Origin of the sequence: Alkanindiges hydrocarboniclasticus (genome assembly GCF_001982605.1) — a bacterium.
Lineage (GTDB): Bacteria > Pseudomonadota > Gammaproteobacteria > Pseudomonadales > Moraxellaceae > Alkanindiges > Alkanindiges hydrocarboniclasticus.
In genome coordinates this window covers 182794-199891 of sequence record NZ_MLCN01000008.1, presented here as the reverse complement: position 1 = coordinate 199891, position 17098 = coordinate 182794, and the positions used below count along the sequence as shown (strand labels likewise).

The 17098-nt window shown below is 46.6% G+C and carries 12 protein-coding genes and 2 pseudogenes; 5 read left to right on the top strand and 9 right to left on the bottom strand.

Features of this window, described 5'->3' with window-relative positions; all coding sequences use genetic code 11:
* Positions 1-72: 72 nt before the first annotated feature.
* The 3 genes from BKE30_RS04095 (at position 73) to dapE (ending at position 2574) form a co-directional block, all read left to right on the top strand.
* Positions 73-1071, top strand: a complete 999-nt coding sequence (locus tag BKE30_RS04095; RefSeq protein WP_076877365.1) for a DUF1853 family protein — start codon at positions 73-75, stop codon at positions 1069-1071.
* A gap of 41 nt (positions 1072-1112) precedes the next feature.
* Positions 1113-1250, top strand: coding sequence for an entericidin A/B family lipoprotein (locus tag BKE30_RS04090; protein WP_034279133.1), 138 nt, complete (start codon positions 1113-1115; stop codon positions 1248-1250).
* A 160-nt stretch (positions 1251-1410) separates the two neighbouring features.
* Entirely contained in the window at positions 1411-2574 is a 1164-nt protein-coding gene (gene dapE, locus BKE30_RS04085; protein WP_076877364.1) for a succinyl-diaminopimelate desuccinylase, read from the top strand.
* Between the two features lie 81 nt (positions 2575-2655).
* Here dapE and BKE30_RS04080 read toward each other — a convergent pair whose 3' ends face one another.
* The 9 genes and pseudogenes from BKE30_RS04080 to pilG form a co-directional block, all read right to left on the bottom strand.
* Complete coding sequence (locus tag BKE30_RS04080; RefSeq protein WP_143253642.1) at positions 2656-3096, bottom strand: CheW domain-containing protein; 441 nt, start codon at positions 3094-3096, stop codon at positions 2656-2658.
* Complete coding sequence (locus BKE30_RS04075) at positions 3089-4075, bottom strand: chemotaxis protein CheB (RefSeq protein WP_076877362.1); 987 nt, start codon at positions 4073-4075, stop codon at positions 3089-3091. The genes BKE30_RS04080 and BKE30_RS04075 overlap by 8 nt, the downstream gene beginning before the upstream one ends.
* A 59-nt stretch (positions 4076-4134) precedes the next feature.
* Positions 4135-6588 (bottom strand): annotated as a pseudogene (locus tag BKE30_RS16575) (hybrid sensor histidine kinase/response regulator); the annotation flags it as partial.
* A gap of 309 nt (positions 6589-6897) precedes the next feature.
* Positions 6898-8850: pseudogene (locus BKE30_RS16570) on the bottom strand (Hpt domain-containing protein); the annotation flags it as partial.
* A 1648-nt stretch (positions 8851-10498) separates the two neighbouring features.
* Positions 10499-11314: a CheR family methyltransferase gene (locus tag BKE30_RS04065; protein WP_076877361.1), complete on the bottom strand. Its 816-nt coding sequence runs from the start codon at positions 11312-11314 to the stop codon at positions 10499-10501.
* A gap of 25 nt (positions 11315-11339) precedes the next feature.
* Positions 11340-13406 carry a methyl-accepting chemotaxis protein gene (locus tag BKE30_RS04060; RefSeq protein ID WP_143253649.1) on the bottom strand — a complete coding sequence of 689 codons (2067 nt, stop codon included), beginning with the start codon at positions 13404-13406 and terminating at the stop codon, positions 11340-11342.
* Positions 13407-13481: 75 nt separating this feature from the next.
* Positions 13482-14009, bottom strand: coding sequence for a chemotaxis protein CheW (locus BKE30_RS04055; RefSeq protein ID WP_076877359.1), 528 nt, complete (start codon positions 14007-14009; stop codon positions 13482-13484).
* 2 nt (positions 14010-14011) lie between these two features.
* Positions 14012-14380 carry a response regulator gene (locus tag BKE30_RS04050; protein WP_076877358.1) on the bottom strand — a complete coding sequence of 123 codons (369 nt, stop codon included), beginning with the start codon at positions 14378-14380 and terminating at the stop codon, positions 14012-14014.
* A gap of 11 nt (positions 14381-14391) precedes the next feature.
* Positions 14392-14775, bottom strand: a complete 384-nt coding sequence (gene pilG / locus BKE30_RS04045) for a twitching motility response regulator PilG (RefSeq protein WP_026469897.1) — start codon at positions 14773-14775, stop codon at positions 14392-14394.
* Positions 14776-15095: 320 nt separating this feature from the next.
* Between pilG and BKE30_RS04040 the strand changes: the two genes are divergently transcribed.
* Both BKE30_RS04040 and BKE30_RS04035 read left to right on the top strand, forming a co-directional pair.
* On the top strand, positions 15096-15797 hold the full coding sequence (locus BKE30_RS04040; RefSeq protein ID WP_083698423.1) for a hypothetical protein: 702 nt from the start codon (positions 15096-15098) through the stop codon (positions 15795-15797).
* Between the two features lie 187 nt (positions 15798-15984).
* Complete coding sequence (locus tag BKE30_RS04035) at positions 15985-17085, top strand: efflux RND transporter periplasmic adaptor subunit (protein WP_076877357.1); 1101 nt, start codon at positions 15985-15987, stop codon at positions 17083-17085.
* Positions 17086-17098: the final 13 nt, after the last annotated feature.

Below are 17098 nucleotides of genomic sequence, written 5' to 3'. Positions count from 1 at the left end.
GTTCTTATCACATATTTTAATCATTAAAAATTTGCTGTTATTCTGCTTTTCTCTTAAGCCTTTTTGAGCCTTATGGATATTCCCTATACTAATCAGCCCTGGTTATCCTTCAAGCAGCCTCTGGTTCAGGAGCTGGCCTTTAGCATTGCCAGTCCATCACTACTTGCAGACTGGCCAGTATCCTTGGTATCAGGTCCAAAAAAAGGATTACTGCCAGCGCAAGGTTTAACCCCAGAGCTGAAGCTGCCTGATCACCACTTCTGGCAACTTCAGTTTGCCAATTACCTGCCACGCTTGCTGCAACTGGATACCAATCCCCTGCCACTTGAACAACACATGCTTAGCTTGCGTAGTACAAGGCTGGGCATCCGGTTTGAGCATTTATTGGCGTTCTGGCTACAGGACAATGCGTATCATCCCTTTACCCTGCTGGGTCAGGGCATCAAGCGCATGGATGGACAACGCACAATTGGTGAAATTGATTTTTTAATTTTTAATCAGGACACCCGGCAGACTGAACACTGGGAAGTCGCCATTAAGTTTTATCTGGGAGAAGGTAATCTACAGGCTGAACACTGGCTAGGCCCTAATCGGCGTGACAGTCTGGATCGCAAACTAAAACACTTGTACCAGCACCAGTTTGATGTGACGCATGCCAAACAACATACCATTGACTTGCGCCGTGCCATTGTCAAAGGCCGCTTGTTTTATCCTGCTGGTGCTGCCATGTGCTTTCCGAGCTGGACCGCCCCTCAGCATTTGACTGGATTTTGGGGCGAGATTGTTCCTGTTGCGCCGCCCGGCTTTACATGGCGTTATGCCAGTCGTCAGGAATGGATGGTAGCAAAGCCTGACGGGTTAACCACAAAACCATTATCCGGCCACTCGATTATTCAAAATCCTGTGTACTGGCGCAGTGGTTTATATTTATTGTTAGATGCTGAAAATAAAGTAATTTTGCACTATATGTTACGGATCACTGACAAAATGCATAAATCCCTCAATAATGATAACACTTTGAAACCTAACCCTAACGCAGCAGATATTTTCAATCAGATATCAATCATATAAGTTTAGAGCTACAAACTATATTGTATTTTCTGGAGAGAAACATGAAATTAATCGCTGCTCTTGCACTGGTAGGTGTTGTTCTAACTGGCTGTAACACCATGAAAGGTTTTGGCCAGGACGTTTCAAAAGCAGGCGACAAAGTAACCGATACTGCTGCTGATACCCAGCACAAAATGTAATTTAAGCTTTAATCGGTTTAAATGATAAGCCCATTATCTACCTGATGATGGGCTTTTTGCTAAATGGCTTGTTTTTATGGAGCATGTTCAGTCTTCATTACTGCGTCAAATTAATCAATGCTATGATACCGCAACGGTTTAACTCATCTTCGATTAATTTATGACCACTACTGATTTGCATAATACCGACTCCCATAACAGCGATACCCTCGATCTTAGTCTGCAACTGTTGCGCTGCCCTTCTGTAACGCCTAATGATGCCAATTGCCAGACCATTATGGCCGAACGACTGGCCAAAATTGGTTTTCAGATTGAACTCATGCGCTTTGGTGATGTTGATAATCTATGGGCACGCCGGGGCACCACAGGCCCATTATTTTGCTTTGCAGGCCATACTGATGTTGTCCCTACCGGCGATCTGGCCAAATGGTCGTGTGATCCGTTCCAACCAGAAATCCGTGACGGCAAACTGTATGGACGTGGCAGTGCCGATATGAAAACTGCACTGGCAGCCATGGTGGTTTCCTGCGAGCGCTTTGTGGCCCAGCATCCCAACCATCAAGGATCTATTGCGTTTTTGATTACCTCTGATGAAGAAGGCCCATCCATTAATGGCACTGTAAAGGTCATTGAGGCTCTGGAAGCACGTCAGGAAAAAATTAAATGGTGTCTGGTGGGCGAACCATCCAGTACCAGCAAACTAGGTGATATCGTTAAAAATGGACGACGTGGCTCACTCAATGGCATTTTGACAGTCATTGGTAAACAGGGCCATGTGGCCTATCCGCAGCTGGCAGACAATCCCATTCACCGGGCCGCACCGGCATTAACAGTGCTGGCCAATGAAATATGGGATCAGGGTAATGCGTTTTTTCCAGCCACCAGTTTTCAAATTTCCAATATTCAGGCTGGAACTGGGGCGAATAATGTGATTCCGGGTGAGCTGGAGGTCGTGTTTAACTTCAGGTTTTCAACCGAAGTGACTGACGAACAATTAAAGCAGCGCGTGCACCATATTCTGGATAGCCATGGTTTAACGTATGATTTGAAATGGTCATTGTCTGGACAACCTTTCTTAACACCAGAGGGAGAGCTTGTCGCAGCAGCGCAGGCTGCTATTCGTCAGGTACAGGGCATTGAAACCACATTATCCACCAGTGGCGGCACATCTGACGGTCGCTTTATTGCACCAACCGGCGCACAGGTACTAGAGCTTGGTGTATTAAATGCCACCATTCACCAGATTAACGAACACGTTAATGTCAATGATCTGGAGCCTTTAACAGAAATTTATCAGCAGATATTGAATAAACTATTAGCCTAGATAACTTGTCATTGGCCAGATTTTCAGGGCAGCCAGTTTGAATAAGCTGGCTGCTTTTTTATTTTAAAATTGTGCTAAAACTTAAGATACCAGCGAGGCCAGATGCTGGTTAATCTTTTCAAAATCCGGCACCTGATAATGCTGCTCTTCCATTTTTACCACCTGAAACACAAAGGGATCATTAGTAGGCTGCTGGTCTTCATCGTGTAAGCTGGAAATACGCACCCGATGAGAATCCGGCATTTTTTCGGTAAGCAGGGCAAAGCGTTGACCATTAAGGCTTTCAATTACCAGTGCAACCGGCTTGGCAATTTGGCTATCAACCAGGCTAAGCACAGGCAGGTTATTGTCACGCCATTCAATTTCCTGAATACCGGATTCTGCACTTAAGGCTGCCAGTACCAGGTTTTGTGGAATCAGCCATGGCAGTTGCTTGTCTGCATCAATCACATAGACATCAACAAAACCTGTTGTGGTAGTGAGCAAGCTCATGGTGTGGCTGGCGTCTTGATTATTATTCACTGCTGTTCTCCCTACTTTGTCTATATTCAAGGTCAAGCTGTTGGGCCAGCCCTTCTGGTGTTTCATTAAAACAGACCTGCCCAGTGGCACGCATCTGGTCTGGCTGGCTGGCGGAAGCACAGCTTTCTGCGGTTTGCGCCCAGATTTTGCCACCACAGCTAATCTGGTATGCCGCTGAATGACTTCCATCATCGCCCATGCCACTAAATACAATGGTCAGCAGTTGCTGCCTGAAAACTGTGCTGGCGCGATGAATCATGGCAGTAATGGAAGGCTGGTAAGCACCGGGCCAGCTATCCGTCTGCATAACCACGCGGCCTTGCCGGTCAAAATTAATCTGGTGTTGCGCCGGAACAATATAAACCTTCCCAGCATCCAGTGACATTTCATGCAAATTAAGCACTTCAAAAGTCCACCGATTATGCCGGCTTAAAATACGGGGTAGCTGCGATTGCATATAAGGATCAATGTGCTGTACCAGCAAAAAAATTACGGGCAAGTCTGTGGAAACCTTGTCCAGAAATGCCTTGACTGCTTCAAGTCCACCCATGGAGGCCGCCAGTAAAACCACGCGCCATGCAGAAGGTAAGAGTTTGGCATTCAGGATTTGTTTGGCATTACCAGCCAGTGCTGAGTTTAAGGCAACACTGTTGTTTAGAATAGGAACCTTGTCACTTAAAAGCATGAGCAACTTGCGGCTAATCCCCTGCTTCCAACGTTTATAAAGCACTTGCTCGGTAAAAGCCGGGGCTGAAGTCATACCCATCAGCATAGGCTGGTCAAAGCCAATTAACTCCAGCAGGTCATCTTCATTTTCAACATCAATGATCCATAAATCTGGTTGTTGCTGGGCTATGGTGCTATCAAACTGCCTTGACGCCACGCAATGCAGGATTTCAAAGCCACACGACTGACTCACATCTGTCAGGGCATGGCGCTGCCGGGCATCATCTGCAACGATGATTAACTTTGGAATCATCTCACCACTACTACTGCACTAATGCCAGATCAAAATACCGCGTATAAACTACCAAATGATTAATTGCTTGCAGCAGCAAGTAATTCCTCAATATTCTGTAGTAACTCAGCTTCCTGGAACGGTTTACCCATGTAAGCATTTACTCCTGTCAGGAATGCACGCTCACGATGTTTTTCACCAGTACGCGATGTAATCATGATAATTGGCAAATCATTGATCCGCTCGTTATGACGCACCAGTGTAGCCACTTCAAAGCCGTCCATGCGAGGCATTTCAATATCAAGCAGCATGATATCCGGGGTCACTTCTTCCAGTTTCTCAATGGCATCTACACCATCCTTGGCAGTGACAACCTCATAACCCTGACGCTCAAGCAGACGTGATGTTACTTTACGCACAGTTACGGAATCATCCACCACCATGACCGTACGTTTTTTGCTTTCCTGTCTAGGTGCTGTTTCAGCTATTTTCTGGCTACCAACGGCCTGATTGCGGGTTGTTGCAGAAGCGCGGCGGGCCAGTGCCTGCGCATCAAGAATCACCGTTACCGAGCCATCTCCCAGAATAGTTGCGCCAGAAATCATGTCAATTGAAGTCAATTGCTGGCCTACAGGTTTAACCACAATTTCGGCACGGGAACCAACCAGTTGGTCAACCTGAATGGCCGTTGACTGGCCCATACCTTTAATCAGCAAGACTGGCAAGGACATGCTTTGTGACTGAAGGTTTGGTGCTTTTAAGCCCTGAATAAACTCACCCAGATATCTTAAGCGATAATTCTGACCATTCAGGTTAAAGCTCTCATCATGGCTTTGATAATACTGTTCCAGCGCTACGGGAGATACACGCACAATCCGGTCAATTTGTGATAGCGGAATGGCAAACTGGCGATCAGCTACACGAACCATCAGGGCATCAGCCACCGCAACAGTCAGTGGCAAGCGCATGGTAAAGCGTGTACCTTTGCCCGGTGTAGAATCCACATGCACCGTGCCACCCAACAGCTTGATTTCACTCTGAACCACATCCATGCCAACGCCACGACCAGAAATCTGGGTGACCTTGTCAGCAGTCGACAAACCGGCATGGAAAATAAACTGCATGACATCATAGTCATTCAATTTGGAATCCGTACTAATCAGCCCACGCTCAATGGCTTTTTGACGTACTGCCTGAATATTAATGCCCTTACCATCATCATCCAGTGTCAGGATAATCTCATTACCCTGACGCTCAATATTTAGTTCAATCTGGCCAACTTCAGGCTTGCCTGCTTCTGCACGCTGCTCAGGAGTTTCCAGGCCATGATCCACTGCGTTACGTAACATGTGCTCAAGCGGCGCGACCATGCGATCCAGAATGGTACGGTCCAGCTCGCCTTCAGCATTTTTAATGATCAGCTCAGCAGGCTTGTTTACCTCACCTGAAGTCTGGCGTACCACACGCTGTAAGCGCGGCAGCATTCTAGAAAATGGTACCAGACGGGAATTCATCAGACCATCTTGCAATTCAGACTGAATACGTGATTGCTGTAGCAACAGGTTTTCAGTATCACGGATCTTGTCAGTCAAGGTATTTTTAAAATCCACAAGGTCAGAAGCAGATTCCGCCAGTGATTTTGATAACTGGTTCAGTGCAGAATACTGATCCATTTCCAGTGGGTCAAAATCAGTATACTGCTCACGCTCTTCCTCGTGACGGGCCAGAATCTGTGATTCAAGCTCGCCTTCCATACGACGCAACTGCTCAGCCAGACGCTGAATGGTCAGTCCCATCTCATCCAGTACGAAGCCAATATTGTTGACGCCCATTTCAATGCGGCCACGGTTAATCGCGTTTTCACCAGCCAGGTTGATCATTTTTTCCATCAGGCTGGCAGAAACACGGATCATCTCATTGCTGGCAGCCTGTTCGGCATTCTGGCTTGCAAACAATCCAAACATGGACGGTGGCTCGGTGCCGTCACCATGCACTTCGGTAATACTTTCCTGCTCAAACAGGGTTTGTCCGGCATAATCCTGACGGAATTGCTGATCTGCCTCATCGAAGCGTGGCAAGCTGGTCAAGCTGTCAGCATCCTTACGGAAACGCTGCAGGGTTTGAATCAGGGCAACAGGTTCCAGTGGCTGCTGGTTGTGCTCCAGTGCAGAAATAGCATCACTTAGCCAATCATGGCAAAGTTGCAGTAAACTGCCCACCAGCGTTGGTACTGCTTTTTGGGCGGTTGCCAGATCTTCATACACAAATTCAAGTTCATGCGCAAAGTTGGCAACGCTGGTAATGCCTGCCATGCGGGCACCACCTTTCATGGTATGCAGGCTGCGTTGCAACTCTAGCAGGGCACGTTTGTCTTTGCTGTCTTTAAGCCATTGTTGCAATAGCTGGTTACTGTATTCAACCTGCTCCTGTGCTTCCTCCAGGAATAAGCCCAGCATTTCTGCATCCGGACGGTCTTCATCAGACCATTCCTGAGCACTGGCATAAGAGCGGCGGGCTCCACTGCTGGCACTGCTAATAATTTGCTGTGGAGCGGTTTTTTGTTCTGGCTGTGCCTGACTTGATACAGGCTGTACTGTCTGTTTGGCAGCCACTGTCTTGGTAATTTCGCCCTGATCAGCCAGTTGAGCCAGATCACTCTGCTGACTAACTTTTGCCTCATCAACCTGAGCGATAGCAGGGGTATTTGGCACTTCGGATGCAGTTGCGCTAGTAGAACCTGCATGAGCCAGAATACTGTCATTGCCACTGCTTAGGTAGGCACGCAGCAAGTCCAGTTCAGCGTGCGCAAAGAAGGACGTGCCATGGATCTGCAACTGCTCAACCTGCTCGGCCACCACATCCTGAGCATGACGCATAAATTGGATTAATGCCGGGGTTGACTGCAATGTGCCATTAACCAGTCGCTCATACACCGTTTCCAGTTCATGGCCAAAATCACCCAGACTGCTGACCTGTGCCATCCTTGCACCACCTTTTAAGGTATGCAAGTGACGCTGCAATACTTTTAAAGGCTCAATATCTGATGGATTATGCTGCCAAAGTACAAAACTCTGGTCAATTTCATTCACCAGCTCCTCTGCTTCTTCCATGAAGATTTCAAGCAACTCAGAATCAACCTGATCATCAATTGCTGGAACAGCAGGACTTGCAGCCGCTTGTGGTTGTGCTGCCGATGTGGAGATGCCAGCTTGTACAGGCTCAGCGTCCTTAATTTCAGGCGCTATAGTTTCAGCTTCTAAAGATTCGGCTTCCAAACTGTCACTTTCTGCTACTGTCGCTTCAGACTCTACTACATCACTGCTTTCAGCTTCTGCGGCAATTTCTGTCGCTTCTTCTACAACCACATCCAGACACGCTGGATTAAAGTCATGTGCCAGAATATCGCTTAATTCGTCGATAAGCTGCATGTCCAGTATTGGTTTTTGCGTCGCAGCCAGCGCATCAAAAATTTCGGTTAAGGCATAATGTGCACTTAACAGACATTCCACATGATTGGGTTCAATTGCTTTTGGTGGAACATCTTTTAGCTTGTAATAGACATTGGCCAGATACTGGGTTAGTTGCTGCAATGGCGTAATTGGTGTAGCCAGTGCCGCGGCATGCAATTGCTGGCTTTGCTCAGTCAAAGTAGTTAGATATTCTTTGATATCTGGGCTGCCCAAATGCTCTTCCAGCTCATATTCAGCGTCCAGAAGCTCATCCAGTGGCAAGGTCAGCAGTTGCGATACAATACCGGCATTAGAAGGTGCACCACCGGCAATGGCCTCGTTTTCTTCCTGTGCAGCCAGTTGGATAACCTGATTAACCTGTTCGATCAATGCAATATCATGTGCTTCCAGCGGTAATGCCCTGCCATCTTCCAGCGCTTCCAGATGGCTCCCTACACACTGGACAAACTGTTCCAAAAAGCCAATGTGGGCTTTTGAAACGGGTAAATGCATGCGGATAAGTCGTTTAAATTCTTCTTCCAGCACGCTGGCCAAACGATAGATAGAATCCACATGAGACATGGCCGCACTACCACGTAAGGTATGCAGCGCGCGAATAACATGATCAGGTACTTCTTCATGCGCATCTTCATCAGCAATAAAGAGATGCAGCGCATCAATGTGTTCTTCGGCTTCTTCAACAAAAATGGTCAGGCCTTCCTGATCATCCATTGGATTTTCAGCCGATTGGGTAGATGCCAATTCAACGGTATGCTCTACAGTGTCATGTTCTACAGCATGCTCGGTAGTATCCGCTTGCTTCGTTGCAAGTACATTTTCTGCCTGTGTCCAGGGCAGTTGGTCAGCTTCAACTAGCTGGCCTTTACTTAATGAATTGGCTACACCGATATAAGAACGCAACTCAATAGAAATCTCCTGCTTGGCTGCAAAATTTTCTACCAGTTCAGGATAAATCGCCAGCACAGTTGAGATCAGCTCAATCATCACTGGAGTGACTTCAATCGTATTATCCAGTACCCGGTTGAGCATGTTTTCAATAGACCAGGCAAGCTCACCCGAAGCTTTGGCACCCACCATACGGCCAGAGCCTTTTAAGGTATGAAAAGAGCGGCGAACCTCCTTGAGCGTAGCAAGGTCCTGTGGCTGGGCAGACCACTTTGGAAAGTTTTCCTGTAGACTTTCCAGTACCTCGGTGGCTTCTTCAACAAATATTTCACGAATATCTTCATCTTCGGAGAAATCATCTTCTGGCAGCGCGATATCAGCATAGGCTTGCAATACAGAATTATCAGTAGGCTTGGAATGTTGCTGTGAGGGCTTAGACATTGCTTCCCCTTCTATTGATGACAATAGCTCCAGTGGAGTCTGATCATGAAATATTTTTTCGCCGCCCACCGGTTCAGCAATATGATCTTCCTGTGAGTGGTAAACCTGCTGCAAGACCTGTTCCAGCTTATCCAGTACCTTTTCATCATGGAAGTGGGCTGCCAGTTGATCCAGATAATATTCCAGTGAAGCAATAACCTGTGCAATCAGGTCAATCTGCCCACGGCTGGTCACATACTTATTTTTAAGCAAAGTCTGATTCAGAGTATCAACCAACTGGTTAACCAGCGATGCGGCCCGGTTCAGGTTTAACAGTACAAAAATGCCTTTCAGTTCATTAAAACGCTCAGGCAAATCCTTGAGTAACTTGGCATCCCGTTTTGATGAACTATAGTTAAAAAACAGGTTCTTAATAGATTCCAGTGCAACCCGTGATTCACGTACCACAGCATTGTGGGCATCACTAATAATTTTCTGGTCGTCTAATTGCGTAGAACTATTAGACTGGGTTTCAAATGCCTGAACCAGATGATGGAGTTGTTGCTCGATATCATTTAAATGGTCGATCAGTTCTTCAGTCTGTAAGCGACTGGTACTACTATTCAACTGCTGCGTTAACTGTTCCAGTCCTGTACTGATATCACGCCAGCCAGTAAGCTCCAGTAAGCGAACCGCCTCTGAAAGCAGTCGCTTGACCTGCATGGTATCCAGTTTGGCAGGCTGTGACAGTTTGGTCCGTGCTTGCTGAACCAGTGCCAGAATCTTGTCCAGCACCAATGTTGAGGTAATGTTGCGATCATCCATTGCAGCATTAATGGCTTGCTGATGCAGTGCAAACTCATGCTCAAGATTAAACTGCTCAAACAGCTCCAATAGCTCAAACAGCATGCTTTCATCATACTGTTCCTGAGATAACATGCGCTCCAGACGGACCAGACTATGCTTTAATGAAACTGAGCTTAAATCTACTTTCCCTTCAAACATGGCCTGATGCAGCCGCGACAATACTTGCCATAATGCTGCATTTTGCAGGTTATTGGCACCTGCCGCAAAAAAGCGCGCCACCTTGACCAGATTTTCAAGGTTATCCTGCTGATTTGGATTTAATAAAAATTCATTGAGTAAATGACGATAAATTAAAGTTGTTTTTTTCCAGGTATCGTCATCCAGAACGGATTGCACCTGATTTGGCTCAACCAGCAAATTATAGTCAAGCTTTGGATAGGCAGTGCTGGTAGAAAGCTTTTGGGCCTGTAACAGCGACCGGACTTCTTTTACAGTACGGTAAATATTGATGGGCTGTAAACGCTTTGTCTGATGCAGCAACTGCAATTCGCGGTTCAGGATTTGAATGCCATTAAGCAAAACCGGCTGATGGCTAATATCAATATTATTGGCTGCCATTGCCTCTGCGAGTTGCTCTAGACTCTCGGACAAAATAAGCGGGTCTAGCAGCTCTGTCATGGTCAGGGTTCCACTGACCTGATGCAGTAACTCGCCTGCTTCTTTAAATTGGGCAGGTTGCTTGGCAGTCTGAACGATATCGCGGGCATTTTGCAGCGTTTCTTCCAGTGAATCAATTACCCAGCCCAGCGCCATGGCAGATTGCTGTGTGGTTTCTTTGTGAGAAGTGCTCATATTATCCAATTCAGATGCAAACTTTTTCATATGCCAGCGTCCCTGACCATTCAATTTTTTTCAATTGCGGATGACGCCACTCAAGTACTTCACCAGGTCCCAATACCAATATTCCGCCGATATCCAGACACTTGACCAAAGCATTCAAGATATCACGGCGGTCAAATTTCTTAAAATAAATCAAAACGTTTTGACAGTAGATAATATCTAGCTTTCTAAACGGTAATCCAACCACATTCATCAGGTTAAATTGCCGAAAAAAAACGTTTGACTTTAAGTGTTCCGCAATTTGCCAGTAGTGCTGGCCCAGGGCAGTACCATATCCTGAACGAAAGCGCGCAGGAATCTGCTCAGCCTTACGTGCCAGATAAACCCCTTCCTTGGCTGTCAGCAGAACTTGCTGGCTAATGTCTGTCGCCAGAACTTCATAACCATACATCGCAAAGCGGTCACCCAGCATGGCCAAAGACCATGCTTCCTCACCAGTTGAGCAACCAACACTCCAGAGTTTAACTGACTTATTGGCCTTAACCAGATACTGCTCAACCAGCTCAAATGAAGGAGTATGACGAAAAAAGGAGGTCTCATGAACAACCAGAGATTCGGCCAGTCGCTGCCACTCTGCCTTGTCCTTGCAAACCAATTGATAATAGCTTGTTGCATCCAATGCATACTGAGCCATATTTTTAACAATGCGTTGCTCAAACAACTGGTGTTGTCGCGCTGGCAACACCATGCCAATACGCGACTCAATCAGTGAGCGCCACAGGGTAGCAAGCTCGTTACCCATTAAAGACTTAAAGCCATCTTGTGCCAATTCATCCATGACGACACTCTCAACCAAACAAGTCTTAATGATCTTCTGGTAACTTGAAGTCAGAAACAGAAGCACGCAGCTCAACAGCCATTTCAGCCAGATCACCTACCGATTTAGCAGTATTGATCGTACCTGTCGTGGTCTGGCTGGTAATATCATGAATAATATTCATGGTATTTGAAATGTGACCTGCAGAAGCTGCCTGTTGACGCGCTGCATCAGAAATGTTCTGAATCAAGTCAGCCAATGTGCGTGATACGGTCTGTACCTGATCAAGTGCAATACCCGCGTCCTTGGCCAAATGCGCACCGCGAACAACTTCACTGGTGGTTTGTTCCATGGAAATAACCGCTTCGTTGGTATCACTTTGAATGGTTTTTACCAGACCTTCAATCTGCTTGGTTGCCGCAGCAGAGCGTTCTGCGAGGCGTTGTACTTCATCCGCTACCACCGCAAAGCCGCGACCTGCTTCCCCTGCCATCGATGCCTGAATAGCAGCGTTCAATGCCAGAATGTTGGTTTGGTCAGCAATGTCGTTAATCAGCGATACAATGTCACCAATTTCTTGTGAAGATTCACCCAGACGCTTAATACGTTTAGAGGTTTCCTGAATCTGTTCACGAATTACATCCATCCCCTCAATGGTGCGCTGTACTACATCAGCACCCGTATAGGCAATGTCTACCGAACGTTCAGCTACCGCAGCAGATTCCATGGCATTGGCAGATACCTGATCAATAGAAACCGCCATTTCATTAATTGCCGCAGAAGCCCCTGCAATTTCCTGTGCCTGATGCTCGGATGCATCAGCAAGCTGCATGGCAATGGACTGAGTTTCCTGAGAGTAATCAGCAACCTGTGCAGAAGTCGAGTTAATGCGGGATACCAGTGTACGTAGTTGGTCAATCGCAAAGTTAATCGAATCTGCAATGGCGCCGGTAAAATCTTCCGATACAGTTGCATTGGTGGTTAAGTCACCTTCTGCCAAGTCACCCAGCTCATCCAGCAAACGCAAAATTGCAGTCTGGTTCTGGTCATTTTCTTCCTGAATTTTATGCGCACGGTCAAGGTCGATTCTGGAACGCAAGCTAAACAAACGGTTCAGCGCATACGCAATCAAACCTAATGACAACAGCAGGATAAAGCCAGGCACAAAGTTGTTGTAACGGGCGTTTACACTATCAGACAAGCCATCCAGCTTTTTCAGCATGCCATCGGACTGGGTAAATACCTGTCCTGCTGCATTACGAACCTGCGTAATTTTAGGCGAATTTACCAGTACACGGGCTGCTGCCACCTGAATGACATCGTTGTAAGTTTCCTGAATAGATTCTAATGAACTCCGTAGGGAAGCATTACCGATACGCTCAACACCAAGTTCCGCATCACCACGCAACTGGCCATTTAAATAGCGGCCAAAATCCTCAGCATCTGTACTAAAGTCATCAGCAGAAGCAACCGATGCTTCATCACCTGTCAGTACCGAGTTTACCGAACGTAAAATACGCTCAGCCAGCCAAACCTGGTTTTTAGCTAGTGCGACCTGACTATTAGGGGCATTTTCACGCACCAAACCATCAACAACTACGTTATATTCAGCCTGAACATCGGGAATAGCTTCAGCAATGCTGATACCAATATCGTTCAATGAGTTAACAGTTTCCTGCTGGGATAAAATCAGGCTTACACCGTCATCAATATTGTTCCACAGCGTATCCACTTCCTGAATGGCTTCAGAGCCAGTGCCATAAATGTCATGCACATCTGTGAGGCGCTCATTAAACTGATCCTGAGCAACTTTGAGGTTTTGGGCTGCTTTTACATTACCGGATACCGCTGCTTCAGTTGCATAGCGAGAAATCTGCTGTGACAGCAGGCGCAATTCACCAATATCACGGGTCAGATTGTTGGCATTTGGCACATTGACAAACAGGTAAACCATGGAAATCAGCGTAACAATCAGGCCCGCTATTCCCAGCCACAATAAAGGCTTAGCTTGTTTTGGATCACCAAAAATAGAGGCTGTGGTATCCCAATAGGACTGAATATACTTCAGCCACTTTGGTGTTCCCGCATTGCCACCCCGCAACGAAAAAGGCATCTTTTTCTCGCCCAATTTTAAACTCATTCCCAAAACTCCCTAATTCTTTATCTCTCCGACCCCACAAACTTTTTGCTAGGCAGAAGCATTCAAATAAGCCTGATCCTGTATTAGCTTACTAAATAAAAATACATGCCACTGCTGTCCATGACGTTCGAAATAGCCGCTGGTATATTGCGCCAGTGCATCCGGCAACTGCGCATTTGAACTAAAATAACTTTGCTTGTTAAAGTGATGAATCCCCATGACCTGATCAACAATAACGCCACCATAATTGGTGGGCTGATCGACAATCATCACTTTACTTAATCGGGTAACTTCGGTTTCTGGCAAATCCAGAAATAATGCGAGGTCTGTCAGAGGAAGGAGGCGTCCCCGCACATTGGCCAAGCCACGCATCCAGCTTTTTGCACTGGGAATGGTGGTACTTCCGGGAACTGGCATAACTTCGGCAACTTCACCGAGTGGCGCAACAAACTGATAGCCTGCGAATCGAAAGGCAATGCCTGACCAGCGGGTATTCTGGTTTTCCTGTCCACCCTGTTGCCGCTGCCTTCCATAGTCGGCCAGACGCAAAAGCTCAATAAACCCACGGGCTGCCATAATTAAACTGCCGAGAGAAGTTGATGAATAACTCGTATTAAAGAAGTTTCTTCAATCGGTTTGGTCAGATAATCACGGGCACCCTGTCGTTTTCCCCAGACGCGGTCAGTTTCCTGATCCTTGGTGCTGACAATAACAATGGGAATATGCTTGGTTTCTGCGCCGCGAGTCAGTTGTCGCGTAGCCTGAAAACCATTAATCCCGGGCATTACCACATCCATCAGGATTAAATCCGGCAGCTCTGCACGAGCAACACTAATGCCATCAGCACCATTGGCTGCTTCAAGCACGTCATGTCCATTACGCTGTAGAATCTCGCGAAACCGGTAAGTTTCGGTTGGAGAGTCATCAATTACTAGAATACGAGCCATCCTGCTGCTCCTTAAATATTGACGTGCTGTCGAATGGCACTGAATAATTCTTCTTTACTAAATGGTTTTGTCAGATATTCATCTGAACCCACAATTCGGCCTTTTGCCTTGTCAAACAGTCCGTCCTTACTGGACAGCATGATGACAGGTGTTTTTTGGAAGGTTTGATTATTTTTAATCAGGGCACAGGTCTGATAGCCATCAAGGCGCGGCATCATGATATCAACAAAGATAATATCAGGATTTGAATCGGCAATCTTGGCAAGCGCATCAAAGCCATCAACTGCTGTAAACACTGTGCAACCTACTTTTTGCAACAACGTTTCAGCGGTTCTACGAATCGTTTTAGAATCGTCAATTACCATTACCTTTAAGCCAGAAAAATTTTCTTCCATTGGTTTCGTCTTCCCGTGTTATCTTGAGCGCAAGTTATATGGGTGTTTATTCACCATCACTTGCTTCCCCCATTTGCTACTCACTTTTTAGCACACCTGCAGCAGTTTTGCCAATGCACAATTGCCAAGGTTTGAACCAACGGTTCACTATTTTTTGTTTTCAGATGTTGTAATAATCAGTTTTATACCAATTAAGACATTAAATGCACAAATTTGCATTTGTAAAATCTTCTAAAAGCCATTGCCCTTACGAAAGTGCTTTCCTACAATGGCAGTCAGGAAGATGGAATGTGTATCATTCTTCAAGTCAGGATAAGGATATGAGCCAGTTGTTTTGCAATGCGTCACCACTGCTAAAAACAGGTTTTCTACCTGTTCGGTTAGCTGTGCTTGGTAGCATGGTGGCCTGCCTGACTTCCCTGCCTGCGGCTTCGGCGACTGCCAGTCCTTATGATTATTCGCGCTACTCAGGCGCCATCACTAATGTCAACAACCCGCAACCGATTATTCGCTGGTATCGCTACTATAATAGTAGTGGTCAACCCAGCCTGAGCAGTACCATCACTGATCAGCACTTAAAATACGGTTATGAAGCACTTGACCGCAACATGCAGGTTATCAAGCGGGTTCCCCCCTACTCTACCGAAAGCTATGCACGCCAAAAAGCCAAGCGTGAGGCCGAAGCTGCCAAGCGTCAGGCCGATATCAACTTGCGCAGAACCTATGGCTCGGTAGCGCAGGCAACGGCAAAGCGCAATCAGATGTTGGCGGATATGGCCTCACGCAAAACCTATCTGCAAACCCAGCTTACCGGTTTACAGCAGATGCTTGGTAAGGACATTGCCCAGGCTGCCAACTATGAACGACAGGGCAAGCCTGTGCCAGCCATGCTGAAAAAAAGTATTACAGACAATAAAAAGAATGTGCATGAGGCCCAGCAAAATATTCAGGCCATTAATGAGCGCCAGCAGCAGGTCATTCAGCAGTACGACGATATTCTCCGTCGTTTGAAAACGATGTAATTGGAATAAACAAAAAACTAATTAATGCTCAAATTTAAAGCTTTTGCTATGATAGTGCGGGCTTTGATTGACTGTCACGGACGTTATAAAACCTATAAGCCATTAAAATTACAGCGAATTCTGTAGAAAATACTACATTTTTCGTTAACTAGTCACGGAACTTTATATAAAATCTGGATTTGATTTTATGAAAATTTTAAGCGTTTTATCGGTAAGGCTGTGTCTTGCCTGTACTTTGTGCTTGGGTTTATCAAGCTGTCAAAAACCAGAAGCTCCTGCCCCTGAATCTTCAGCGCCGCGTCAGCTTGAATTAATTGGCACTGATCTGGTCAAACCACAGTATCGCAGCCTATCAAGCCAAATCCGGTTTACTGGAACCCTGCAAGCCCGCCAGCGCACCTCCGTACAGGCACAGACTTCAGGCACCATCACTCAGGTCTATGCCGATAATGGTAATCAGGTACAAAAAGGTCAGACTTTACTTCGCTTGAATAATCAGGATGATCAGGCCCGTTTACTACAAGCGCGAGCCAACTATACGGCTACCAAGGCGCAGGCCGATTTAAGCCAGAATCTTGCCGAGCGCAACCAGCGCCTGTTTAAGCAGGGTTTTATTTCTGAAATTGAATATGAACGCAGTAAAGCCGATGCACGTGCACAGCGCGAAAATATGGCGGCCCAGCAGGCCATGGTAAACATTGCGCAAAAGGCAGTGAATGATGCGGTGGTCAGCGCGCCTATTTCCGGGTTTGTTTCCAATCGACAGGTTCAGGTTGGCCAGACGGTAGCAACAGGCCAGACCTTATTTGAAATTGTGGATTCCAGTTCACTTGAATTACAAGGTGCCGCACCGGATACCCAAAATAATATTCAGGTCGGTCAGGCAGTTCAGTTCCAGCTGGCCGGACAAGACCAGCGTGTCTTTAATGCACGTATTTCCCGCATCAATCCGGTCACTGATCCAGCCAGTCGTGCAGTACAGTTTTATGCCAATGTCAGTAGCCCTGCATCTAGCCTTGCCATTGGCAACTATGTTGAAGGCTCTATTCAACTGAACAATAGCCAGTCCGGCCTGGTTTTGCCGGCGCAGGCCATTCAGCAGGATAATGCCCAGCAGGCTTATGTATGGGCCATTCGCCAGAACCGCCTGCACCGGGTTAATGTTGACGTGGTAATGCAGGACCGGGCCAGTAACAGTGTAATGGTTAAAGGCATTCAGCCGGATGATGTCATCAGTTTGATCAAATTTTCAGAACAGGCCAATGGTCGCCCTGTCAAGGTCAGCTAAGCCCTGTCCTTTT